General features: G+C 71.5%; 23 protein-coding genes. 9 read left to right on the top strand and 14 right to left on the bottom strand.

Annotation, left to right across the window (positions count from 1 at the left end; all coding sequences use genetic code 11):
• Positions 1 to 47: 47 nt before the first annotated feature.
• Positions 48 to 1,418: a bifunctional phosphopantothenoylcysteine decarboxylase/phosphopantothenate synthase gene (locus tag ABD169_RS08610; protein ID WP_344031412.1), complete on the bottom strand. Its 1,371-nt coding sequence runs from the start codon at positions 1,416 to 1,418 to the stop codon at positions 48 to 50.
• Between the two features lie 38 nt (positions 1,419 to 1,456).
• On the opposite strand from ABD169_RS08610, the gene ABD169_RS08605 reads away from it, so the two are divergent.
• On the top strand, positions 1,457 to 2,236 hold the full coding sequence (locus ABD169_RS08605) for an NRDE family protein (RefSeq protein ID WP_344031410.1): 780 nt from the start codon (positions 1,457 to 1,459) through the stop codon (positions 2,234 to 2,236).
• A gap of 5 nt (positions 2,237 to 2,241) precedes the next feature.
• On the opposite strand, the gene ABD169_RS08600 is transcribed toward ABD169_RS08605, so the two are convergent.
• A complete protein-coding gene (locus tag ABD169_RS08600; protein ID WP_344031664.1) occupies positions 2,242 to 3,402 on the bottom strand; it encodes a methyltransferase domain-containing protein in 1,161 nt (386 codons plus the stop codon).
• 49 nt (positions 3,403 to 3,451) lie between these two features.
• Positions 3,452 to 4,171, bottom strand: a complete 720-nt coding sequence (locus ABD169_RS08595; protein WP_052961426.1) for a ferritin-like fold-containing protein — start codon at positions 4,169 to 4,171, stop codon at positions 3,452 to 3,454.
• A 184-nt stretch (positions 4,172 to 4,355) separates the two neighbouring features.
• Between ABD169_RS08595 and ABD169_RS08590 the strand changes: the two genes are divergently transcribed.
• Complete coding sequence (locus ABD169_RS08590; protein ID WP_344031662.1) at positions 4,356 to 5,852, top strand: DEAD/DEAH box helicase; 1,497 nt, start codon at positions 4,356 to 4,358, stop codon at positions 5,850 to 5,852.
• 114 nt (positions 5,853 to 5,966) lie between these two features.
• Here the strand turns inward: ABD169_RS08590 and ABD169_RS08585 are convergent, their stop codons facing one another.
• Together ABD169_RS08585 and ABD169_RS08580 are read right to left on the bottom strand one after the other, a co-directional pair.
• Positions 5,967 to 6,824, bottom strand: coding sequence for a PHP domain-containing protein (locus tag ABD169_RS08585; protein ID WP_344031408.1), 858 nt, complete (start codon positions 6,822 to 6,824; stop codon positions 5,967 to 5,969).
• 67 nt (positions 6,825 to 6,891) lie between these two features.
• Positions 6,892 to 7,644 carry an SDR family NAD(P)-dependent oxidoreductase gene (locus ABD169_RS08580; protein ID WP_344031406.1) on the bottom strand — a complete coding sequence of 251 codons (753 nt, stop codon included), beginning with the start codon at positions 7,642 to 7,644 and terminating at the stop codon, positions 6,892 to 6,894.
• A 112-nt stretch (positions 7,645 to 7,756) separates the two neighbouring features.
• Between ABD169_RS08580 and ABD169_RS08575 the strand changes: the two genes are divergently transcribed.
• Together ABD169_RS08575 and ABD169_RS08570 are read left to right on the top strand one after the other, a co-directional pair.
• On the top strand, positions 7,757 to 9,148 hold the full coding sequence (locus ABD169_RS08575; RefSeq protein WP_344031404.1) for an aminopeptidase P family protein: 1,392 nt from the start codon (positions 7,757 to 7,759) through the stop codon (positions 9,146 to 9,148).
• 115 nt (positions 9,149 to 9,263) lie between these two features.
• The gene (locus tag ABD169_RS08570; RefSeq protein ID WP_344031402.1) at positions 9,264 to 9,605 is read left to right on the top strand and encodes a histone-like nucleoid-structuring protein Lsr2; all 342 of its coding nucleotides are present in this window, start codon (positions 9,264 to 9,266) and stop codon (positions 9,603 to 9,605) included.
• A 47-nt stretch (positions 9,606 to 9,652) separates the two neighbouring features.
• Here ABD169_RS08570 and ABD169_RS08565 read toward each other — a convergent pair whose 3' ends face one another.
• Both ABD169_RS08565 and ABD169_RS08560 read right to left on the bottom strand, forming a co-directional pair.
• Positions 9,653 to 10,162, bottom strand: a complete 510-nt coding sequence (locus ABD169_RS08565; RefSeq protein ID WP_344031400.1) for a YflT domain-containing protein — start codon at positions 10,160 to 10,162, stop codon at positions 9,653 to 9,655.
• A 55-nt stretch (positions 10,163 to 10,217) separates the two neighbouring features.
• Positions 10,218 to 11,390, bottom strand: coding sequence for a YncE family protein (locus ABD169_RS08560; protein WP_344031398.1), 1,173 nt, complete (start codon positions 11,388 to 11,390; stop codon positions 10,218 to 10,220).
• Positions 11,391 to 11,498: 108 nt separating this feature from the next.
• Here ABD169_RS08560 and ABD169_RS08555 point away from each other — a divergent pair, with 108 nt between their 5' ends.
• Genes ABD169_RS08555 through ABD169_RS08545 form a run of 3 tightly spaced genes read left to right on the top strand, consistent with a single transcriptional unit; the run spans position 11,499 to position 14,514 of the window.
• Positions 11,499 to 12,764 carry a magnesium transporter MgtE N-terminal domain-containing protein gene (locus ABD169_RS08555; protein WP_046455903.1) on the top strand — a complete coding sequence of 422 codons (1,266 nt, stop codon included), beginning with the start codon at positions 11,499 to 11,501 and terminating at the stop codon, positions 12,762 to 12,764.
• A complete protein-coding gene (locus ABD169_RS08550) occupies positions 12,761 to 13,318 on the top strand; it encodes a DUF1003 domain-containing protein (protein WP_344031395.1) in 558 nt (185 codons plus the stop codon). Before ABD169_RS08555 ends, ABD169_RS08550 begins: the two co-directional genes overlap by 4 nt.
• Positions 13,315 to 14,514 (top strand): Mrp/NBP35 family ATP-binding protein, encoded by a 1,200-nt coding sequence (locus ABD169_RS08545; protein ID WP_344031393.1) that lies wholly within the window; start codon positions 13,315 to 13,317, stop codon positions 14,512 to 14,514. Before ABD169_RS08550 ends, ABD169_RS08545 begins: the two co-directional genes overlap by 4 nt.
• A gap of 15 nt (positions 14,515 to 14,529) precedes the next feature.
• On the opposite strand, the gene ABD169_RS08540 is transcribed toward ABD169_RS08545, so the two are convergent.
• A complete protein-coding gene (locus ABD169_RS08540) occupies positions 14,530 to 14,901 on the bottom strand; it encodes a twin-arginine translocase TatA/TatE family subunit (RefSeq protein WP_344031391.1) in 372 nt (123 codons plus the stop codon).
• A gap of 105 nt (positions 14,902 to 15,006) precedes the next feature.
• On the opposite strand from ABD169_RS08540, the gene ABD169_RS08535 reads away from it, so the two are divergent.
• On the top strand, positions 15,007 to 15,639 hold the full coding sequence (locus ABD169_RS08535; RefSeq protein ID WP_199068572.1) for an O-methyltransferase: 633 nt from the start codon (positions 15,007 to 15,009) through the stop codon (positions 15,637 to 15,639).
• Between the two features lie 74 nt (positions 15,640 to 15,713).
• Here the strand turns inward: ABD169_RS08535 and ABD169_RS08530 are convergent, their stop codons facing one another.
• Both ABD169_RS08530 and dapE read right to left on the bottom strand, forming a co-directional pair.
• Positions 15,714 to 15,884, bottom strand: coding sequence for a DUF3117 domain-containing protein (locus tag ABD169_RS08530; protein ID WP_084821140.1), 171 nt, complete (start codon positions 15,882 to 15,884; stop codon positions 15,714 to 15,716).
• Between the two features lie 94 nt (positions 15,885 to 15,978).
• The gene (gene dapE, locus ABD169_RS08525; RefSeq protein ID WP_344031660.1) at positions 15,979 to 17,061 is read right to left on the bottom strand and encodes a succinyl-diaminopimelate desuccinylase; all 1,083 of its coding nucleotides are present in this window, start codon (positions 17,059 to 17,061) and stop codon (positions 15,979 to 15,981) included.
• 59 nt (positions 17,062 to 17,120) lie between these two features.
• Here dapE and dapD point away from each other — a divergent pair, with 59 nt between their 5' ends.
• Complete coding sequence (dapD, locus tag ABD169_RS08520) at positions 17,121 to 18,077, top strand: 2,3,4,5-tetrahydropyridine-2,6-dicarboxylate N-succinyltransferase (RefSeq protein ID WP_344031388.1); 957 nt, start codon at positions 17,121 to 17,123, stop codon at positions 18,075 to 18,077.
• Between the two features lie 129 nt (positions 18,078 to 18,206).
• On the opposite strand, the gene ABD169_RS08515 is transcribed toward dapD, so the two are convergent.
• The 4 genes from ABD169_RS08515 to fdxA form a co-directional block, all read right to left on the bottom strand.
• Positions 18,207 to 18,734, bottom strand: coding sequence for an AAA family ATPase (locus ABD169_RS08515; protein WP_344031386.1), 528 nt, complete (start codon positions 18,732 to 18,734; stop codon positions 18,207 to 18,209).
• Between the two features lie 12 nt (positions 18,735 to 18,746).
• Positions 18,747 to 20,051 (bottom strand): citrate synthase, encoded by a 1,305-nt coding sequence (locus tag ABD169_RS08510; RefSeq protein WP_344031384.1) that lies wholly within the window; start codon positions 20,049 to 20,051, stop codon positions 18,747 to 18,749.
• Positions 20,052 to 20,209: 158 nt separating this feature from the next.
• Complete coding sequence (dapC, locus tag ABD169_RS08505; RefSeq protein ID WP_344031382.1) at positions 20,210 to 21,331, bottom strand: succinyldiaminopimelate transaminase; 1,122 nt, start codon at positions 21,329 to 21,331, stop codon at positions 20,210 to 20,212.
• A 4-nt stretch (positions 21,332 to 21,335) separates the two neighbouring features.
• Positions 21,336 to 21,656: a ferredoxin gene (gene fdxA / locus ABD169_RS08500; RefSeq protein WP_046455896.1), complete on the bottom strand. Its 321-nt coding sequence runs from the start codon at positions 21,654 to 21,656 to the stop codon at positions 21,336 to 21,338.
• Positions 21,657 to 22,037 lie beyond the last annotated feature (381 nt).

Raw genomic sequence — 22,037 nt, 5'->3', positions numbered from 1 at the left:
AACCGGCGCTCACGAGCGCGATCGACCGGCGGCCGCGCGCATGGGATTCACTCCCGGCGCGCGGCCGCCAGTTCGTCCACGACCGTGTCGAGGATCGCCTCGGCGACCTCGCGCTTGCTCCCGCCGATCTCGCGCACCATCCGGCCGTCCGCGTCGAGCACCTGCACCGCGTTCTCGGCCGACTCGAATCCCTGCACCCAGCCGACCGCGTTGACGGCGAGCAGGTCGACGCCCTTGCGCGCCAGCTTGCGGCGCCCGCGCTCCAGCAGTTCGTCGGCGTCCTCGGCGGTCTCGGCGGCGAAGCCGACGATCACCTGGCCGTCGTGCCGGGCGCGCACCAGTCCGACGAGGATGTCGGGGTTCTCGACGAGTTCGAGGACGGGCGGGGCGTCCGAGTCCTCCTTGCGCAGCTTGGAGTCCGAGACCTCCGCGACCCGGTAGTCGGCGACGGCCGCGGCCATGATCACCGCGTCGGCGCCCGGAGCCGCGCCCTGGGCGGCGGCCTCGAGCTCGGCCGCGGTGCCGACCGGCACCACTCGGACGTCGTCGCGCTCCGAGACGTCGGCCAGCACCGCGGCCTCGACGTTCGCCGCGAGCAGCACGACCTTGGCGCCGCGGTCCGCGGCCGCGGCGGCGAGCGCGACGCCCTGCTTGCCGCTGGATCGGTTGCCGATGAATCGGACCGGGTCGATGGGTTCCCGGGTTCCGCCGGCGGTGACGAGGACGCGGACCTCGTCGAGGTCGTGCCGGGACGACGTCGCCTGCAGCGGTTCGGGTTCGGGTTCCGTTTCGGCCGGGCTCGGTGCCGCGGTCGCCGCGACGGTCGCGGGCGGCGCGGGGCTGCGCTCGGGCTCCGGTGCTTCGGCGCGCGGTGCGGGCGCTCCTGCGGGCGCGCCCTCCAGCAGGGCGAGCGCCTGGGCGAGGATCGTCTCGGGCTCGCTCATGCGTCCGACCCCGCTGTCGTCGCCCGTGAGCCGGCCGCGCTCGGGCCCGGCGAAGTGCACGCCCCGGGAGCGCAGGATCGCGATGTTGTCCTGCGTGGCCGGGTGCTCCCACATCTCGGTGTGCATGGCGGGTGCCACGAGCACGGGCGCGCGGGTGGCGAGCAGGGTGGTGCCGAGCAGGTCGTCGGCGAGCCCGGCGGTCATGCGCGCGAGGGTGTTCGCGGTGGCGGGGGCGACGATGACGAGGTCCGCCCGCTGGCCCAGCGCCACGTGCCGCACCTCGGGGACGTCCTCGTGAACGGAGGTGGTCACCGGGTGACGGCTGATGGCCTCCCAGGTGGGTCGGCCGATGAAGCGGAGCGCGGCCTCGGTGGGGACGACGTGCAGTTCGTGGCCCGCCTCGACGAGCAGCCTCGCGAGCAGGACCGCCTTGTACGCCGCGATCCCGCCGGTGACTCCGAGAACGATGTTCATGAGTGCCATCATTCCATCCCGCGCTAGACTCCGTCGCCATGTGCACGGTGATCCTCGATGTCCCGACGCGCGCGGGCGCGCCGATCCGTCTGCTGGCCGTGCGCGACGAGGATCCGGAGCGCGCGTGGGATCCTCCCGGCGAATGGTGGCCGGAGGAGCGGCCCGGCGTCGTCGGCGTGCGGGATCGCCGCGCGAACGGCGCGTGGCTCGCGGCCGTGGGACCGAGCGTCGGACCGGGCGACGGTGCGGCGCGGCTCGCGGTGATCCTCAACCGCGGCGAGACGGTGCGTCCGCGCGGAGCGGCGCCGCTCGCGTCCCGCGGCGGCATCGTGCTCGATGCGGTCGCGGGGATCGAGCCCGCCGACCCGCCGGGGACCGCTGCGTTCAACCTCGTCGAGGTGTCGACCGACGGCGCGCGCGTGACCGAGTGGGGCGGGGCCGATCTCCGACGGGCGCGGCTCTCCCCCGGGGTCCACATGCTCGCCCACGACGGTGTGGACGACCGCGCGACCGCGCGGATCGCGCGCTGGCTGCCGGAGTTCTCCGCGCTGCGCGAGCAGGGTTCCGGGTCCGGATCCGAGCCGTTCCCCGAGTGGCGGGAGCGCTGGATCTCGCTGCTCGCCCGCAGCGCCGAGCTGGGGCCGACGGACGATCGGGCGATCATCCGGGACAACCGCCCGCACGGCTACCCCACCCTGTCGCTGCTCGTGTGCGCGGCGGAGGTCGGCGACGCGGGCGTCGATCTGGTCTCCGCCGTGCTGCGCCGCCCGGGTCGCTGGGGCTCACCCGCGTTCGGCGCTCCGCTCGCCCTGCGCTGAGGCGGTCAGCGGCGCTCGAGGCGGACGGCGACCTCGAGGTGCTTCGTGTGCGGGAACATGTCGAACAGGCGTCCCTCGCGCACCGCGTAGGACGGCATGGCCTCCAGGTCGCGCGCCAGAGACTCGGGGTTGCAGCTCGAGTAGACGACGTTCGCGATGCCGGAGCGCTCGAGCCAGTCGGAGAGCTCCGGTCCGATACCGCGCCGGGGCGGGTTCACGACGACGAGCTCCGGCATCGGCTCGGTGCCCGCGGGCGCCCCTCCGTCGAGCGCGAACGCCGTGGCATCCGCGGCGATGAACCGCGCGTGCAGTCCCGCATCGCGTGCGCTCCTGCGGGCGGAGCGCACGGCCGCCTCGGTCAGCTCGACCCCGACTACCTCGCGCGCCGCGGGTGCGCCCTCGGCGGCTTCGGCCTCGGCGCAGTGCAGCGCGAACCCGCCGACCCCGCAGTAGAGGTCCCAGAGCGACCGGGGCCGGGCCTCGGCGACCCAGTCGGCGACCTGGGCGTAGAGCTCGCGCGCCACGACGGTGTTGGTCTGGAAGAAGCTCTGCGGCAGCAGGTGCAGGTCGATCGGGCCGAGCCCCATGCGCAGCGAGGATCCCAGCAGCAGCTCCTCGTGCTCGCCCTCGAGCACCGCCTTGTGCTCGGGCAGCAGGTTGACCGAGATGACCGCGGCGTTCGGCACGGCGGCGCGGATCGCGTCACGGGCGTCGCGCAGCGTGCGCAGCGCGCGCTCGCTGCGCACCACGAAGCGGAGCATCAGTTCGCCGGACGGCGCCTCGGTCACGTGCACGAACTTGAGTTCGCCCCGCCGCTCGGGCACCGAGTAGGGCGGCAGCCCGGTCCCGTCGAGCAGGGAGGCGAGCCGCGGGATCACCGCGGCGATGCCGGGCGACTGGATCGCGCACTCGCGCAGGTCGACGCCGCGCCCGTCGGGCCCGAGGATCCCGAGCGTGACCCGGCCGCGCCGTCCGCCGACCACGAGCTTCGCCCGATTGCGGAAGCCGCGATCGCCCGCGGTGAACGCGGGCAGCCAGGCGTCATGCGGCACGCCGGGCAGCAGTTCGGCGCAGCGCGCCTGCTTGTCGGCGAGCTGCGTGTCGTAGGGGGTCTCGATCAGCGCGCAGGACCGGCATTCGCCCGCGACGAAGTACCGGCACCGCAGCTGCCCCTCGTGCGGCGAGCCGGCCGCGACGAGCGGGATCCCGGTGCGCTCAGGCCGTGAGCCCAAGCCGGTCCATCCGTCGAATGTGATCGGCGATCAGCTCGGTGAACACCGGCTCGACCTCGCTCGCGATGAACTCGCGGTGCTCGCTCAGCCCGAGCACCGCCCGGGAGACCAGCAGCGTGTCGCCCACGAGGCGGCGGCCCCAGAGCGCGAGTCGATTGGCGAGCTTCGGGTCCGCGGCGATCTCGGCGGCCAGCAGTTCGCGCAGGGCGACCCGGCCCGGGTCGTCCTCCAGGATCTCGATGGCTTCGCCGCGATAGGGATCGGTCAGCCCGTGCGCGAGGCTCGCGAAGAATCCGTCGAACAGACCGCCGACGAGGTACAGCGACAGCACGTGCTGATGCCAGTCGGCGACGTCGATCCGCTCGATGTAGGCGTCGATCACCGAGCTGTACGGCTGCATCGCGGTGTGCGCCTCCTTGCCGCGGCGCCGGATCTCATCGGTGAAGCGCTGGTGCTTGGCGAGGGTCTGGCCCGCGACCCGGGCGAGCACCTCCTTCGCCTCGAGCGTCGCAGCGCCCGAGACACCGCGCGTCGCCGCCTCGTACAGCTCCAGCTGGAGGTACGCGGTCAGGCCGAGGAACGGCAGGATCCCGGGGGCGAACTCGGCGAGCTCGACGCGCACCGCCTCGTCGGATTCGCTCCGCGTACGCATCTTGCGTGCGGGCGCAGACGACTTGCGCAGGTTACGGATCCACTCGAACACCCCGTCAGTGTACCGGCGTCGGAGCCCGGCCCCGGCATAGACTGGTCGCCGTACGCAAATCAGACTGCTGCCGCCGCGGAGCGGCAGCGTGCTCCGCTCGGAAGAGTCGAATCAGCGCGGAGCCGACATCCCACGAGACAGGACGCACGTGACCACTTTCACCGAACTCGGCGTCGACCAGGACATGGTCGACGCGCTCGCAGGGGAAGGCATCGTCGACGCCTTCCCCATCCAGGAGCAGACCATCCCGCTCGCGATCTCGGGCCAGGACATCATCGGCCAGGCCAAGACCGGCACCGGCAAGACCTTCGGCTTCGGCCTGCCGCTGCTGCAGCGCATCGGCACCGACCCGGAGCCCGGCGTGCAGGCCCTGATCGTCGTCCCGACCCGCGAGCTGTGCGTGCAGGTCTACGAGGATCTCGAGCTGGCCGCGAAGAACCGCGGAGCCACGGTCGTCCCGATCTACGGCGGCAAGGCCTACGAGGGCCAGATCGAGCAGCTGAAGGCCGGCGCCCAGATCGTCGTCGGCACCCCGGGCCGTCTGCTCGATCTCGCGAGCCAGCGCCTGCTGAACCTCGGCAACGTGCGCGAGATGGTGCTCGACGAGGCCGACAAGATGCTCGACCTCGGCTTCCTCGCCGACATCGAGAAGCTCTTCGCCAAGACCCCGGCGACGCGGCACACCATGCTGTTCTCGGCCACCATGCCCGGCACCATCGTCACCCTCGCGCGCCGCTTCATGTCGAAGCCGATCCACATCCGCGCGACGGATCCCGACGAGGGCCAGATGCAGGCCAACATCGAGCACATCGTCTACCGCGCCCACTCGCTCGACAAGGACGAGGTGATCGGCCGGATCCTGCAGGCCGAGGGCCGCGGCAAGACCGTCATCTTCATGCGCACCAAGCGCGCCGCCGCGAAGCTCCAGGAGGAGCTGACCGATCGCGGCTTCAACGCCGCATCGGTGCACGGCGATCTCAACCAGGATCAGCGCGAGCGCGCCATGGCCGCCTTCAAGGCGGGCAAGAAGGAGATCCTGATCGCGACCGACGTCGCCGCGCGCGGCATCGACGTCGACGACGTCACCCACGTCATCAACCACACGGTCCCCGACGACGAGAAGACCTACCTGCACCGCGTCGGCCGCACCGGCCGCGCGGGCCGCACCGGCACCGCCGTCACCTTCGTCGACTGGGACGACCTGCACAAGTGGGCGCTCATCAACAAGGCGCTGGACTTCGGCGTGCCGGAGCCCGTCGAGACCTACTCCTCGTCGCCGCACCTGTTCGAGGATCTGAAGATCCCCGAGGGCACCAAAGGCCGTCTCAAGGCGACGCCCGTGAAGGAGCGCGCACCGCGCAGCGGATCCCGTTCGTCCGAGTCGGGCGAGGACCGCGGCGAGGGCGGATCCCGCACGCGCAGCCGCAGCCGCACGCGCAGCGCGAACCCGCAGGGCCGCGGCCGCCACGAGGCGCACGGCCACGACCAGCACGGGCACGACTCCGAGGGCGGCGGCGAGCCCGGCGCCCCGCTGCCCGGCTCCCCCGAGGAGACCGGCGAGGCGACCTCGACACGCCGCCGGCGTCGTCGCCGCCGCGGTGGCGCGGGCCGTTCCGCGTCCGGCGAGGCGCAGACCTCGACCGAGTCGGCGGGCGGGGACCCGGCACCCTCGGCCGAGTAGCGCCGGGTCGCGGACGCGACCTTACCCACGAGAAACGGCGGTGAGCCGGGCCTTCGGGTCCGGCTCACCGCCGTTTCTCGTGCGGCTCACCGCGGCTCAGCGCGGCGCGGCAGCTCAGCGCGGAGTCGCGAGCCGTTCGCGCAGGCGCGCCACGGTCTCCTCGGCGGTGGCGCGCTCCCCCAGCCGGTTCGCCTTGCCCGCGCCGTGGTAGTCGCTCGCCCCGGTGACCTCGAGACCGATGGCCTCGGCGGACCGTTCGAGCGGCGGCAGCCAGCTCTCCCGGTTCTCGGGATGGCTCAGCTCGATGCCCCAGAGGCCGGCCCCGGCGAGCCGGCGCAGCTCCGCGTCCGTGACCGGACCCCACTGACGGGTGGCGGCCGGATGCGCGAGCACGGTGGCGCCTCCGGCTTCGCGCACCATGCGGATCGCGTCCAGCGTCGCGATGGCGTAGGTGCCGATGTAGTAGGGCGAGCCGGGGTGCAGCACGCGCTCGAACACGGTGCTGCGATCCGCGAAGTACCCGGCGGTCACGAGCGCGTCCGCGATGTGCGGGCGGCCGACGGTGCGCGCGTCGCCGTCGCCCACCACGTCCGCCCAGGAGATCGCGTAGTCCCGCGCGAGCCGACGCACCATCTCCTGCGCGCGGTGCAGGCGCGAGCGCCGCACCTCGTCGAGCGCCGCGAACAGCTCGGCCGCGCGTGCTCCCGGATCGATCCCGTAGCCGAGCAGGTGGCGCGAACGCCCGTCGTGCTCGCTCGTGATCTCGATACCGGGGAGGAAGTCGATGCCGGCGGTCGCAGCGGCGTCCCGGGCCTCGTCCCAGCCGTCGATCGTGTCGTGGTCGGTCAGGGCGAATCCCGCGAGCCCGATCCCGGCGGCCTCCTGCGCGATCGCGGACGGCCGCGTCGTGCCGTCGGAGATGGTGGAGTGGGTGTGCAGATCGAATCCGCCCCGCGCCCGCCGTGCTGCCATCCCACCAGTGTAGGCCGTGGTCGGGCGTCGGGCGGAGCGGCCGCCCCGCCCGACGTCGGGCCCGCCGCTACTGGGCGGTGTAGCCCCCGTCGACCAGGTGGTAGCTGCCGGTGACGAACGAAGCGGCGTCGCTCGCGAGGAACGCCACCAGGTGCGCGACCTCCTCGGCGCGACCGAGGCGGCCGATGGGGTGCTTCGCGATGAGCGCCGCCCGCGCGGCCTCGTCGGCGCCGGCGAGGAGCGGCGTATCGATGTACCCCGGCCCGACCGAGTTCACCCGGACGCCGGAGGTCGCGTACTCGAGCGCCGCCGTCTTGGTGAGGCCGACGACCGCGTGCTTGGTGGCGACGTAGGCGGGCGAGTACGCGGCGCCCACGCTGCCGAGAATCGAGGCGAGGTTGACCACCGAACCGCCGCCGTTCGCCGACATCGCGGCGACCTGGGCCCGGGTGCCGCGGAAGACCGCGTTGAGGTTGACCGCGACGACCTTCTCCCAGTCGGCGTCGGTGTACGCGCCGGTGGGCCCGATGGAGCCGCCGATGCCCGCGTTGTTCACGCCGATCCGGAGCGGTGCGAGAGACTCCGCGGCGAGCACGGTCTCGTCCACGATCCCCGTGGCCGAGGCGTCGCCGACGACGGCCACCGCGGTGCCTCCCGCACCGACGATCTCGGCGACCACGGCGTCCGCGGCGTCCGCGCTCAAGTCCTGCACCACCACCTTCGCACCGTTCTCCGCGAGCAGCAGCGCTACCGCGCGGCCGATCCCCGAGCCCGCTCCCGTGACGATCGCCGATCGATCCGCAACATCGTAGGTGGCCATGATCTTCCCTTCGCTCCATCGGGTCCGGGCGGGCCCGATACAGCTCACGCTACGCTCGCGAGCTGATATTCGTGGGTGCCCGCGCGAGGGCGCGAAGTGGGAGGATTGCAGAATGACCTCTTCCGAGCAGACCACCCACGAGGTGGAGATCGACAACAGCAACCGCAGCACGACGCCGAAGTCCGAAGCGTTCCTCGACTACATCATGTCGGGCTGGGCCGAGCGCGCCGACGAGCAGCCCGAATCGCGCGAGTCCGCAGCCTTCGCACGCGACCGCCGCGCCCGCCTGTCCGCGCAGTTCCCCGGGCAGCGCCTCGTGATCGCGGCGGGTGCCGCGAAGCAGCGCTCCAACGACACCTTCTACCCCTACCGCCCGCACAGCGCCTTCGCGCACCTGACGGGCTGGGGCACGGACAGCGAACCGGGCGCGATCCTCGTGCTCGATCCCGCAGCCGACGGACACGAGGCGACGCTCTACTTCAACGAGCGCGCCGGTCGCGACTCCGAGGAGTTCTTCGCCAATCCCGAGATCGGCGAGTTCTGGATCGGCGCTCGGCCGTCGCTCGCCCAGGTCTCGGCCGATCTCGGTCTGCGCACCGCCCACCTGGCCGAGTTCGCGACCGCGGACGGCGACCGGACCCTCGAGGATCCCGAGCTCGACCGCGCGACCTCCGAGCTGCGACTCGTGAAGGACGCGTACGAGCTGCGCGAGATGCAGCTCGCGGTCGACGCGACGGCTCGCGGCTTCGACGACGTGCTCGCGGGCCTCGATCGCGCCGTCGCCGAGACCCGGGGCGAGCGCGTCGTCGAGGGGACCTTCAACCTGCGCGCTCGGCTCGACGGCAACGCCGTCGGCTACGAGACCATCGCCGCCTCGGGCGCGCACGCCTGCACGCTGCACTGGATGCGCAACGACGGCGTCGTCCGCGACGGCGACCTGCTGCTGCTCGATGCGGGCGTCGAGGTGGACTCGCTCTACACCGCCGACATCACTCGGACCATTCCGATCTCGGGAACGTTCTCGCCCGTGCAGCGGAAGGTCTACGAAACCGTGCTCGAGGCCGCCGATGCCGCGCGCGCGATCGTCCGACCCGGGATCCGGTTCAGCGAGGTGCACGACGCCGCGATGGCCGTGATCGAGCGACGCACCCGCGATTGGGGTTTCCTGCCCGAGGATTCCGGCGACGATGCTCCCGCATATCACCGCCGCTATATGGTGCACGGCACGAGCCACCACCTGGGTCTCGACGTGCACGATTGCGCGGCCGCGCGACGCGATCACTATTACGAGGGCGTACTCGAACCGGGAATGGTGTTCACCATCGAACCTGGCCTGTATTTCCAGCCCGATGATCTCACCGTGCCGGAGGAATTCCGCGGTATCGGAATACGAATCGAAGACGATATCGTCGTCACCGAAAACGGATGCGCAAACCTTTCCTCCGAAATCCCGCGCACCGCGGACGAGGTCGAAAACTGGGTTCGTGGGGCGCGAAATTCCTAACGTCCGTCAGGGATCTAGATTACATTTCAAGTAATGCGCAATATTCAGGGATCTCGGCTATATTTGCCGCGAGGGATCCGGAGAAGACCGGATTTCATTCGCGAAGGAGACAGCAATGGCAAAGCGGATCACCGAGATCCTCGTCGATGACCTCGACGGCACCGAACTGACGGACGGCGCAGGAGAGACGGTGCGCTTCTCGCTCGACGGCACCGCGTACGAGATCGATCTCTCGGAGGCCCACGCGGCCGAGCTCCGCGAGGCGTTCGCACCGTTCGTCAAGGTGGCCCGCAAGGCCTCCTCGGCAGCTCGCGGCCGCACCGCGCAGCGCTCCTCGCGCGGCTCCTCGAACGCGAGCGCCGTCCGCGAGTGGCTGCGCGAGCAGGGCCACGAGGTGCCGGACCGCGGACGCATCCCGGGCAAGCTCCTCGCGATCTACGAGGCCGCCCAGGGCTGAATCGCCTCAGCGCAGCAGCGCTGCAGGAACGGGGGTAGCGGGATCCGCTATCCCCGTTCCGCGTTCTCGGGGGAGGTCAGCACGCGCCGGGCCTCCCCGACCAGCTCCGCCGGAGTGATCAGGTCGTACCGCGTCGCGACCATCTGCGACACCGACGAGAAGTCGCGGCGATTTCGATTCATCGCGTAGGAGAGCACGCCGAAGAGCATTCCGAAGCCGGCGCCGATCACGATCGCAGCGATGAACACGCCGAAGATCGACGCGTTCTCGGGCTGGAAGATGAAGAGCAGGATCGACAGGAATACGCCGAGATATGCTCCCGACGAAGCACCCACCATCGCGACGCGACCGTAAGTGAGCCGACCGGTCACGCGCTCGACGCTGCGCAGGCCGTTTCCGACGATCGAGACCTCGGCGACGGGAAAACGGGCGCGCGCGAGCAGGTCCACCGCGTGCTTCGCATCGGCGTAGTGCTCATAGGTCGAAACCACCTCGCCGGTCGGCAGTTCCGGCATGAGAAGGGCTCGGCGCGCGGCGCTCGGATTGGGACTGCTCATGAGTGCATTCTCCCATTCCCGCCTCTGAGGTTGCGGAATCCCCCGCCGAACCGATTCAGCGGGCGGCGAACGCGACCACCGCCTGCGGATATCCCGGGACCGGCTGCCGCAGCTGCCGGAGGTCCCGCAGCCGCACGTGCGTGATCCCGTCCCAGCCGGCCTCCCGCGTGTTGCCGCCGGCCACGGCCGCCCAGGCCTCGTCCTCCGCGTCGCGCCACACCGCGACCGTCTCGTGCGGCACCGGAAGCGGCGCGACCCGTTCCGCACCGCTGTCGAGGTTGAGCACCGACAGGTTGGGTTCCCCGGTCGCGTTGCCGAAGGCCCCCGTGCCGACGGTCACCAGCAGGCGGTCGTCGCGGACCGTGCCGTGCGCGTGCGAGTTCGCACGGCTCCGCAGCGCGTTCCCGGTCCGTCCGCTGCGCGGATCGAGCCGCACCACGGTCTTCCCCTGCACCGGGAGCAGGATCGTCCCGTCCGCGTCCACCGCGCCGTAGTGCGGCTTCTCCCAGGAGGCGAGGCCGCCCTCGGTTCCGAACGGCGCGATCCGGTGCTCCTGCGCCGCCAGGGTCCGCACGTCGACGACCGTCACCGAGAAGGTGTCGTGGTCGACGGTCGCGGCCCAGGATCCGTCCGGGGCGACCAGCACGTCGAACGGACGCCCGCCGACCCGCGCGGAGCCGGCGAACCGGCCGCTCGCCGTGTCGAAGACCTCCAGGTGGGCCCGCGGCTCGTCCGTGCCGACCGCGACGAAGACGCGGGTGCCGTCGGGCGACACGGCGAGGCCGAGACCGCCCGGGCGGTACTCCCCCGAGCCGATCCGCGGCGCGGGGTGCTGGTACGGCACGAGCGCCGAGCGCTTCGCGGTGCGCAGGTCGATCACCGCGAGCCCCTCGGCGGTGGCCGCGTACCCGGTCCCGCCGTCCGGCGAGACGCCCACGCCCCAGGGCGCCGCGCCCACCCGGATGCGGGTGATCCCGGCCTCGCCCTCGACCGCCGGATCGATCACCGCGACGGCGTCCTCGTGCGCGAGCGAGGCCAGCAGCAGGGCACGTCGCGCGGGCGCCGGGAGTTCCGTCGCGCTGCGATCCGGCGTCGGCCGAGGTGACGCCGTCGCGGACCCGGAACGCGGCGTCCCGCTCTCGGGCGCGCAGCCGAGCAGCGGCAGCACCGCAAGCGCCGAAGCCGCGAGCAGGCCCCTCCGGGAGATCCGTTCCGTCGATCCGTGCATGCTCCCATCCTCGGATGCCGAGGCCCCGTCCGCCTCAACCGATCGATTGGTCCTGAGCGTTCGACTCCGGGTGCCCCGAACCGGAGCCCGGCCCACTACCGTAGAGGGGTGAGTAGTTCGAGGATCTTCGTAGGCCGCCTCGCCGGACGCGGGGTGTTCGATCCCGTCGGCGACCGGATCGGCAAGGTGCGCGACGTACTGGTCGTCTACCGTGCGGCGAGCGCACCGCGCGTGGTCGGCCTGATCGTCGAGATCCCCGGCAGACGCCGCGTGTTCGTGCCCATCGGGCGCATCACCTCGATCGGCGCCGGCCAGATCATCGCGACCGGGCTCATCAACGTGCGCCGCTTCGAGCAGCGCGGCGGGGAGACGCGCATGATCGCCGAGATGATCGGGCGCGAGGTCAAGCTCGTCGAGGGCGGCCGCGACGCGGTGATCGAGGACGCGGCCATCGACCGGACCCGCTCGGGCGAGTGGATCGTCTCGGAGCTCTTCGTCCGCACTTCCAAGCCGGCCTCCACCTTCTCGCGCGGCGAGGCCCGCATCGTGAAGTGGGCCGATGTGCGCCTCCCGACCGATCCCTCGGCAGCGCAGTCGGCCGAGCTCCTGATCCAGACCCTCGTCGATCTCAAGCCCGCCGATCTCGCGGAGGCGCTGCTCGAGCTGCCGCAGCCCCGCATGCTCTCGGTGGTCGAGGAGCTGCCCGACGAGCTCGTCGCCGACGCGCTGGAGGAGATGGTCGAGGCCGATCAGCTGGCGCTGCTCGAACTGCTGCCCCCGGCGCGCACGGCCGACGTGCTCGATCGCATGGAGCCCGACGACGCGGCCGACCTCATCTCGGCGCTGCCCGCGGCGGAGGGCGAGGAGCTCCTCGACCTGATGGAGCCCGAGGAGGCGGAGGACGTCCGCCGGCTGCTCGAGTACGACGCGGACACGGCCGGCGGCCTCATGAGCCCGGCCCCCATCGTGCTCTCGGCCGAGGCGAGCGTCGCCGAGGGTCTCGCGATGATCCGTCGCGCCGAGATCCCGCCCGCGATGGCCTCGGCGGTCTACGTCACCCACCCGCCCTACGAGACCCCGACCGGCGAGTACCTCGGCATGGCGCACTTCCAGCGCATGCTCCGGTTCCCGCCGCACGAGCGGCTCTCGGCGCTGCTCGACACCGAGATCGAGGCGATCCCGGTGCGCGCGAGCGCCGCCGAGGTGGCCCGGCGCCTCGCCAGCTACGACCTCGTCGCGCTGCCCGTGGTCGACGAGCAGGACCACCTCGTCGGCGTGGTCACGATCGACGACGTGCTCGACCACCTGCTGCCCGACGACTGGCGCCACGCCGACGACGAAGCGCCGCACCCGAGGAACGGAGCCGCTCGATGATCTGGTTCCGCAAGAAGGACACCGCGGGACTCGACGCCCCGCGGGCGGCCGGCGGCCGCGTCGCGCGGGATCGCGACGTCTCGAACAACGAGGTGTTCGGCCGCTGGACCGAGGGCATCGCCCGCGGCATGGGCACGCCGTGGTTCCTGCTGCTGCTCAGCGTGTTCTGCCTCGCCTGGCTCATCTGGAACACCGTCGCCCCCGACGGGTGGCGCTTCGACTCCGCCGCGCTCGGGTTCACCGCCCTCACGCTCATCCTCTCGCTGCAGGCCTCCTACGCGGCGCCGATGATCCTGCTCGCGCAGAACCGCCAGGACGACCGCGACCGCGTGCAGATCGAGCAGGATCGGCAGCGCGCGGAGCGCAACCTGGCCGACACCGAGTTCCTCGCGCGCGAGGTCGTCGCGCTGCGGCTCGCGATCAAGGATCTGCCCGACCGGGACTTCGTCCGCGCCGAGCTGCGCGCGCTGCTCGCCGAGCTCGCCGCGGAGGACGACGCCGACGACCGCGACGCCGACGCGACGGGGGACGCCGGACGGGCCGACGCGCGATGACCCCCGAGGATCCCCGGGATCGGGAGCCCGGCGCGCGAGCCGACGCCTCTCCCGCGGAGGCCGCCGTCTGGGCCGCGCTCGACCGGGTCAAGGACCCCGAGATCCTGCGCCCCGTGACGGAGCTCGGCATGGTCGACTCCGTGCGCGTCTCCCCCGACGGCGCGGCGCACGTCGGCATCGCCCTGACGATCGCGGGCTGCCCCGCGGCCCGGCGCATCGAGTCGGAGGTGCACGAGGCCGCCGGCACCACTGCGGGGATCGCTTCCGCGGACGTCTCGGTGCGCGTCATGTCGCCCGAGGAGCGCCGCGCGTTCACCGAGCGAGTGCGGGGCGACCGCGCGAAGCGGCCCCAGCAGTTCGGCCCTGATTCGCTGACCCGCGTGATCGCGGTGACGAGCGGCAAGGGCGGTGTCGGCAAGTCGTCCCTCACTGCGGGCCTCGCCGTCGCGCTCGCCGCGCAGGGACTGCGCGTCGGCCTCATCGACGCCGACGTGTTCGGATTCTCGATCCCCGGCATCCTGGGGCTCAGCCGCGACGGCCGCGTCGAGTCGCCCACCCGCGTGGACGACCTGATCCTGCCGCCGGTGGCCCACGGCGTGAAGGTCATCTCGATCGGCATGTTCCTGGGCGATCAGGATCCCCGATCCACCGCCGTCTCGTGGCGCGGTCCGATGCTGCACCGCACCATGGAGCAGTTCCTGCGCGACGTCTGGTTCGGCGACCTCGACGTGCTCCTGCTCGATCTGCCTCCGGGGACGGGCGACATCGCCATCAGCCTCGGCCAGCTGCTCCCCCACGCCGAGGTGCTCGTCGTGACGACCCCGCAGGAGGCCGCGGCCGACGTCGCCGTGCGCAGCGCGCTCGTCGCCCGCCAGACCGGTCAGCGCGTCATCGGCGTCGTCGAGAACATGGCCGGACTCGCCCAGCCCGACGGCTCGGTGCTCGACCTCTTCGGATCGGGCGGCGGCGAGCTCGTCGCATCGCGCCTGAGCGACGACGAGCACGGCACGGTCCCGCTGCTCGGCAGCGTGCCGCTCAGTCCCGAGTTCCGGGCGAGCGGCGACGCGGGCTCGCCGGCGGTCATCTCGCTGCCCGAGGATCCCGCCGCGCGCGAGGTGCTGCGCATCGCATCGGTGCTCTCGGTCCGCCCGCAGAGTCTGGCCGGGCGCTCGCTCGGCATCTCGCCCACCGGATGACCCGGCGGCGACGGCCTAGGTGGCTTCGTCGTCGAAGTGGAAGCCGACCGCCGTTCCGTCGGGATTCAGTTCACCGACGCGCGGCGTGCGCGCGGCCTCGGTCTGCGAGCGACGGATCTCGGCGCGCGCTTCGCGCTCGTCCTCCAGCAGGGCATCGCGGATGATGCGACGGGGGTCGTACTGACGCGGATCGAGCTGCTTCCAGTCGACGTCGTCGTACTCCGGACCCATCTCCTCGCGCAGCCGATCCTTCGCACCGTCGGCCATGCGCTTGACCCCGCGGGTGAGCTCGCCGAGCTTCTTCGCGTAGCCAGGCAGGCGCTCGGGACCGAGCACGAACATGGCGATCACGAGAATCACCAGGATCTTTTCGATCGTCAGGCCCATAACCACCCATCGTACTGTGCTCAGCCGCGTGTTCGCGCAGTTCTCGGGCCTCGCGGCCCTACTCTTGACAGCAGGGCCCCGAGCCCGAACGAAGCTGGAGGAATGGTGAGCCGTCTCGAACGCAATTGGCAGTATGCGGAGCAGTACCCGACCGAGACCGATGCGCAGGTCCGGGCACGCCGCCTGTCGCTCGAGCTCGGCATCGAGCCGGTCAGCCGCGCCGTCGCGGCGCAGCTCTCGGGCCTCGCGGTCATGAGCGGCGCCCGCGCGATCTGCGAGATCGGCACCGGCGTCGGAGTCAGCGGCCTCGCGCTGCTGCGCCACGTCCCCGAGGCGACCCTCACCTCGATCGAGATCGAGTCCGAGCACCTGCGCCAGGCCCGAGCCGCGTTCGCCGGCGCCGGCATCGCCGCGGCCCGGCTGCGCCTCATCGAGGGCGACGCGGCCCAGGTGCTGCCCCGCCTCAATCTGGGCGCCTACGACCTCGTGCTCATCGACGCGGAGCCCGAGCGCCTGCTCGAGTATCTGGAGCACGCCCTGACCATCGTGCGCGCCGGCGGCACGGTCGTGATCCCCGGCGCGTTCTCGCGCGGCCGGGTCACCGATCCCGCGGCGCGGGACGAGGCCACGCACGTGCTGCGCGACCTGCTCGCGACCGTCGCCGAATCGGCGGCGATCGTACCGGTCCTCACCCCCGCGGGCGACGGCCTGCTGACGCTCACCCGCCTCGACGGCTGAGCGATCCCGAGAACGAAGAACGGCCCCGGCGAATCAGATGATTCGCCGGGGCCGTTCCGGTGTCCGTGGGGCGCTCAGCCGTCGAGCACGGAGCTGAGCACGTCGCGCAGCTCTGCGGCCTCGGTGTCGTTGACCGAGACCACCAGGCGGCCACCGCCTTCGAGCGGGACACGGACCACGATGACGCGGCTCTCGCGCACCGCTTCCATCGGCCCGTCTCCGGTCCTCGGTTTCATTGCCGCCATGACGCCTCCTCTGCGAGTGAGTGGAAAAGGGATTTCCCCCTACGCTTCTATTATCGCGGAGCACCGATGCCAAAAGGAAATCGGATTGTCATACTCAACGATTCAACCAATTGCGCAGCGCCCGCTCCGTCGCCTCGATCTGCGCGATCGGGACCCGCTCATCGTCCGCGTGCGCCAGCAGCGGATTCCCCGGGCCGAAATTCACCGCGGGGATTCCGAGCCCCGAGAAACGGGAGACGTCGGTCCACCCGAGCTTCGCGACGGGCGGCGCCCCGACCGCCTCGACGAACTGCTGCGCGAGCGGCGCATCCAGTCCCGGACGAGCGCCGGGCGCCCGATCCACGATCTCCACCGTGTCCGCGTCGGCGAAGAACTCGCGGATCACGCCCTCGGCTTCGGCGAGATCCTTGCTCGGCGCGAACCGGTAGTTGACCTCGATCTCGCAGCGATCCGGGATCACGTTCCCCGCGACCCCGCCCGAGATCCGCACCGCGTTGAGCCCCTCGCGGTACTCGAGACCGTCGACGAGCACGCGCTCGGCCTCGAACGCGCTCAGACGCTCCAGCGCCGCTCCGGCGCGGTGGATCGCGTTCACGCCCATCCAGCTGCGCGCGGAGTGCGCACGCTTACCCGCGTACGTCACGAGGGCCCGCATGGTGCCGTTGCAGCCGCCCTCGATCGTGCCGTTCGAGGGCTCGCCCAGGATCGCGAAGTCCGCGGCGAACAGCTCCGGGCGGTTGCGCAGCGCGCGCCCCAGGCCGTTCAGATCCGACGAGACCTCCTCGTGGTCGTACCAGATCCAGGTCAGGTCGACCGCGGGATCGTCCAGCTCGACCGCGAGCACGAGCTGCACGGCGACGCCGGCCTTCATGTCGACCGTTCCGCGCCCCCAGATCACCGCCTCGCCGGTCTCGGGGTCGCGCTCGTCGCGCACCGGCAGGTTCCCGTTCACCGGCACCGTGTCCAGGTGCCCGGCGATCGCCACGCGACGCTCCCGGCCGAGCTCGGTGCGCGCGATGACGGTGTCGCCGTCGCGCGTCACGGTCAGGTGCGGCGCGCGTTCGGCGAGCACGGCCTCGACCGCGTCCGCGATCGCGCGCTCCTCCCCCGACACGGAGAAGATGTTGCAGAGCTGACGGGTCAGATCGACGGAACCGAGGCTGGGATCGAGGGCGATATCACTCACCCGATCCAGCCTACGCCGTGCCGACCCTCCGGCTTCGCTACCCTGGTCACATGACGACTTCCCGTGCAGCCTGGGCCGTGGGCCTCGCCACCGTCGCGTTCGACGGCACCGTACTCGACGCCTGGTTCCCCGCGCCGCAGCTCGGCGCCCGTCCCGAATCCCGCGACCCCTGGATCGCACCGGCCGAGCTCGAGGCGCTCGAGGGACGCGACGAGCTCCGCGAGGTGGAGCTGCGCATCGTGCAGCTCGAGATCGATCTCGACGCCGCACCGTCCTCCACCGAGGACGCCTACCTGCGCCTGCACCTCCTCTCCCACTGCCTCGTGCAGCCCAACACGATCTCGCTCGACGGAATCTTCGGCGCGCTCCCGAACAACGCCTGGACCCCCGCAGGGCCCATGCAGCCCGAGCGCTACGCGGCCAAGCTGCCTGCCCTCCGCCGCGCCGGCCTCAGCGCCGTCGGCATCGACAAGTTCCCCCGCCTCACCGACTACGTCGTGCCCGCGGGCGTGCGCATCGCCGACACGTCGCGCGTGCGCCTCGGCGCCCACCTCGCGCCGGGCACCACCGTCATGCACGAGGGCTTCGTCAACTTCAACGCCGGCACGCTCGGCACCTCGATGGTCGAAGGGCGCATCTCGCAGGGCGTCGTCGTGGGCGAAGGATCCGACATCGGCGGCGGCGCATCCATCATGGGCACCCTCTCGGGCGGCGGCACCGAGCGCATCAGCATCGGCGAGCGCGCCCTGCTCGGCGCGAACTCCGGCATCGGCATCTCCATCGGCGACGACAGCGTCGTCGAGGCCGGCCTCTACGTGACCGCGGGCACCAAGGTCGCGCTCCCCAAGGGCACCGTCGATTCCCAGGGCGAACCGGTCGAGGTCAAGGCCGTCGAGCTCTCCGGCGTCGCGAAGCTCTTGTTCCGTCGCAACTCCCGCACGGGCGCCGTCGAGGCGCTGCCGCGCGAGGGCACCGGCATCGAGCTGAACGCGGCGCTGCACGCGTAGGGGTTGGTTCTCACTCGACGTTCTGCGCGCCCGCGGTCATTCGGCTTCAGAAGGAGATTCGGCCTCAGAAGGAGGATCCTCGCGATCCCGTCCTTCTGTGGCCGAATCTCCTTCTGAAGCGAGCAACGCTCAACCCGCGACGAGCTCCTCGAGCCGCTCGAGCCGGGTCACCGGGTCTCCGGCGAGCTCCACGACCCGCGCCGCGCCGACCAGCTCGGGGTCGTCGCAGAGCTCGAAGAGCTGATCCTGCATCGCCGCGCGCAGCTCGGGATCCTCGTCCTCGGGCACACAGATGCCCGCGGCCGGTAGCAGGATCAGCAGATCGACCGTCTCCATCGCGTCGGCGGCGATCCGCGCGGCCGAGGCGACGGCCTCGGATCCGATGCCGCCGCGACCGAGCTCGCTCCAGGCCAGCAGGTAGGCCACGAAGTCGAGGGGCCCGCGCTCCGCGATGAGCTTCGCCCCCGACGCGTGCCGCAGACGCGACGCGGAGACCCGGAGCTGAGCCGCGAAGCTCGCCGGCCCCGCGTCCTCGAACTCGTCGAGCAGCTCGTCGAACGGGTCGCCGAGCACCGCGTACTCGGGATGCGCGCTCGCGAAGTCCGAGATCAGCGTGCTCTTGCCGCTCGCGTGCGTCCCCGAGACGACGATGCGCACGCCCGGCACCGGCTAGCGGTCGAGGTGACGCTCGGGCGACCCCGTGTAGAGCTGCTGCGGGCGACCGATCTTGGTCTGCGGATCGAGTCGCGCCTCGCGCCACTGCGCGATCCAGCCGGGCAGGCGGCCGATGGCGAACAGCACGGTGAACATGCGCGTCGGGAAGCCCATGGCCTTGTAAATCACGCCGGTGTAGAAGTCGACGTTCGGGTAGAGCTTGCGCTCCTTGAAGTAGTCGTCCTCGAGCGCGATCTGCTCGAGCTCCTGCGCGAGGCCGAGCAGCGGATCGTTGACACCCAGTTCGGCGAGCACGCGACCCGCGCTCTCCTTCACGATGCGGGCGCGAGGATCGTAGTTCTTGTAGACGCGGTGCCCGAAGCCCATGAGCTTCACGCCGTCCTCCTTGCGCTTGACCTTCTCGACGAAGGTCTGCACGCTCTGGCCGGAGTCGCGGATCTGGGCGAGCATGTCGAGCACGGCCTCGTTCGCGCCGCCGTGCAGCGGGCCCGAGAGCGCGTTGATGCCGGCCGAGACCGAGGAGAACATGTTGGCACCGGTGGAGCCGACGAGGCGCACGGTCGAGGTCGAAGCGTTCTGCTCGTGATCCGCGTGCAGGATGAGGAGCTTGTCGAGCGCGTCGACGAGCACCGGGTTCATGATGTACGGCTCGGCCTTATTGCCGAAGTTCAGCCGCAGGAAGTTCTCGACGAAGCCGAGCTCGTTCTTCGGGTACAGGAACGCCTGGCCGATGGTCTTCTTGTGCGCGTAGGCCGCGAGCACGGGGAGCTTCGCGAGCAGACGGATGGTGTTCACCTCGACGAACTCGGGCACCGTGGTGTCGAGCGAGCTCTCGTAGTAGGTGGACATGGTCTGCAGGCCGCCCGAGAGCACCGCCATGGGGTGCGCGGTGTGCGGCACCGCTTCGAAGTAGTAGCGCATGTCCTCGTGCAGGAGGGTGTGCCGACGGATGTTGTCGGTGAAGGCCTCGAGCTCGGTCTCGGTGGGGAGCTCGCCGTAGATCAGCAGGTAGGCGACCTCGAGGAAGCTCGACTTCTGCGCGAGCTCCTCGATCGGGTAGCCGCGGTAGCGCAGGATCCCCTGATCGCCGTCGATGTAGGTGATCTCGGACTTGGTGGACGCCGTGTTGACGAACCCGTAGTCGAGCGCGGTGTGGCCGGTCTGGCGCGTGAGCGTGCTCACGTCGATGGCCGGATGCCCGTCGACCGCGGGGACGAGCGGCAGTTCCGCCGTTCCTCCCGAGGGCAGCGTGAGCTTCGCGGTCGCGGCAGCGTTCGAGCCGGAGTTCGTATCGGTCACGTCGTCTCCTTGTGAGGTCGTCAGTGAAGCGGAACGGGCTGGGTGCAGTGCGTTCCCCTCCACCCTATCCGGTTCGGTGGGAGCGCGGACCCGAGGTGCCCTCCCAGCAGAGTATCTTGACGTCGAGCGAAATGTCGATTCGGCTCGCGCACCGGCGGTCAGACCGCTCGGGCGTCGTTCGCAGCGCCCGAGAGCCGCTTCGCGGCCTCGGCGATCGCCGCATCGCTCGCGGTGAGCGCGAAGCGGACGTGCTGCGGGGAGTGGGCGCCGTAGAAGTGCCCCGGCCCGACGATGAGCCCCAGCTCGGCGAGTGCCGCGACCGAGTCCCAGGCGTCCTCGTCGCGCGTCGCCCAGAGGTAGAGTCCGGCCTCGCTGCGCTCGATCCGGAACCCGGCCGCCTCGATGGCGGGGCGCAGCACGGCACGGCGCGCGATGTAGCGCTCCCGCTGCTCGATCACGTGCGCCTCGTCGCCGAGCGCCGCGACCATGGCCGCCTGGACGGGGGCCGGCAGCATCAGGCCCGCGTGCTTGCGCACGGTCAGGAGGCGCTGCACGAGCTCGGGATCGCCCGCGAGGAACGCCGCGCGGTACCCGGCGAGGTTCGACTGCTTGCTGAGCGAGTAGACGCTCAGCACGTCGCGATGATCGTCGCCCACGACCCGCGGGTCGAGGATCGAGGGGATGCGCTCGGTATCCCACGGAGCGTCCCAGCCGAACTCGGCGTAGCACTCGTCTCCGGCGATCACCGCGCCCAGCTCGCGCGCCCGCTCGACCGCGGCGCGCAGCCGGTCGACGTCCTGCACCGCTCCGTCGGGGTTGCCGGGCGAGTTCACCCAGACGAGACGGGTGTGCTCAGGCCAGTCCGCGGGATCGTCGGCGGCGATCGCGTCGGCGCCGACGAGCGCGGCCCCCATGGCGTAGCTCGGGTAGGCGATGCGCGGGAACACGACGGCCTCCCCCGCGCCGATGCCGAGCAGGAAGGGCAGCAGGGCGACCAGTTCCTTCGACCCGACGGTCGGCAACACGGCCGACGGGGCGACGGTCACGCCGCGGCGCCGCGCGAACCAGTCGGCGATCGCCTCCCGCAGTTTCGGGCTGCCCGCGGTCGCGGGGTACGCATGAGCGTCGGTCGCCGCGGCGAGCGCGTCGCGCACCGCGGCCGGCGTCGGATCGACGGGCGATCCGACCGAGAGGTCGAGGGCGCCGCCGGGATGCGCTGCCGCGCGCTCGGCGTAGGGCGCCATCGCGTCCCAGGGGTAATCGGGAAGCGGGCCGCGCATCGCGTCAGGATCCCTGCGCCGGCAGCGCCGCGATGATGGGGTGGTCGAAGTCGTAGGCCCCGACCTTGGCCGCACCGCCGGGCGAGCCGATCTCGTCGAAGAACTCGACGTTGGCCTTGTAGTAGTCGGCCCAGACCTCGGGCAGGTCGTCCTCGTAGTAGATCGCCTCGACGGGGCAGACGGGCTCGCAGGCGCCGCAGTCGACGCACTCGTCGGGGTGGATGTAGAGCGAACGCTCGCCCTCGTAGATGCAGTCGACGGGGCATTCGTCCACGCACGCGCGATCCTTCACGTCCACGCACGGGAGCGCGATCACATACGTCACGACGTCCGCCTTTCCTCGACCGTTCCGATGCCCTCCATCCTATGCCCGAGCGACGGGTGCCGGCTGCGCGCCGCGGGCTCTCGGCGCGGTGCCGGGCTCGCTCCGGCGTACCCGTCGGGCCGGTGCGCCGGCCTGCGCTGGCCTGCCGGCGCGCCGCCCTGCAGTCCGGCACCGTCGAGTGAACGCGCGTACAGGAAAAGAGCGCGCTTTCGATGTACGAGCGTTCACTCGATCGCGATGAACTTCACCGCCTCACCGCCCACATCGAGCTTCGAAGCGAGGACTCTGCCGTTCGCGCTCGTTCCCCTGTGGAAACCGCGCTCGGCAGACCCACTGGCGGACACGATTTCCCCCATGTTCAGAACCAGCTCGCGGCTCCTC

Origin of the sequence: Leucobacter iarius (assembly GCF_039530105.1) — a bacterium.
Classification (GTDB): domain Bacteria; phylum Actinomycetota; class Actinomycetes; order Actinomycetales; family Microbacteriaceae; genus Leucobacter; species Leucobacter iarius.
The sequence above is the reverse complement of the archived record's forward strand: the minus strand, read 5'-3'. Positions and strand labels throughout refer to the sequence as shown.

Excerpts from the sequence above, each read along its gene's own strand:
- ABD169_RS08610 (WP_344031412.1), bottom strand. The coding sequence starts at position 1,418 with ATGAACATCGTTCTCGGAGTCACCGGCGGGATCGCGGCGTACAAGGCG.
- ABD169_RS08605 (WP_344031410.1), top strand. The coding sequence starts at position 1,457 with ATGTGCACGGTGATCCTCGATGTCCCGACGCGCGCGGGCGCGCCGATC.
- ABD169_RS08590 (WP_344031662.1), top strand. The coding sequence starts at position 4,356 with ATGGTCGACGCGCTCGCAGGGGAAGGCATCGTCGACGCCTTCCCCATC.
- ABD169_RS08585 (WP_344031408.1), bottom strand. The coding sequence starts at position 6,824 with ATGGCAGCACGGCGGGCGCGGGGCGGATTCGATCTGCACACCCACTCC.
- ABD169_RS08580 (WP_344031406.1), bottom strand. The coding sequence starts at position 7,644 with ATGGCCACCTACGATGTTGCGGATCGATCGGCGATCGTCACGGGAGCG.
- ABD169_RS08575 (WP_344031404.1), top strand. The coding sequence starts at position 7,757 with ATGACCTCTTCCGAGCAGACCACCCACGAGGTGGAGATCGACAACAGC.
- ABD169_RS08570 (WP_344031402.1), top strand. The coding sequence starts at position 9,264 with ATGGCAAAGCGGATCACCGAGATCCTCGTCGATGACCTCGACGGCACC.
- ABD169_RS08565 (WP_344031400.1), bottom strand. The coding sequence starts at position 10,162 with ATGAGCAGTCCCAATCCGAGCGCCGCGCGCCGAGCCCTTCTCATGCCG.
- ABD169_RS08560 (WP_344031398.1), bottom strand. The coding sequence starts at position 11,390 with ATGCACGGATCGACGGAACGGATCTCCCGGAGGGGCCTGCTCGCGGCT.
- ABD169_RS08550 (WP_344031395.1), top strand. The coding sequence starts at position 12,761 with ATGATCTGGTTCCGCAAGAAGGACACCGCGGGACTCGACGCCCCGCGG.
- ABD169_RS08545 (WP_344031393.1), top strand. The coding sequence starts at position 13,315 with ATGACCCCCGAGGATCCCCGGGATCGGGAGCCCGGCGCGCGAGCCGAC.
- ABD169_RS08540 (WP_344031391.1), bottom strand. The coding sequence starts at position 14,901 with ATGGGCCTGACGATCGAAAAGATCCTGGTGATTCTCGTGATCGCCATG.
- ABD169_RS08530 (WP_084821140.1), bottom strand. The coding sequence starts at position 15,884 with ATGGCGGCAATGAAACCGAGGACCGGAGACGGGCCGATGGAAGCGGTG.
- dapD (WP_344031388.1), top strand. The coding sequence starts at position 17,121 with ATGACGACTTCCCGTGCAGCCTGGGCCGTGGGCCTCGCCACCGTCGCG.
- dapC (WP_344031382.1), bottom strand. The coding sequence starts at position 21,331 with ATGCGCGGCCCGCTTCCCGATTACCCCTGGGACGCGATGGCGCCCTAC.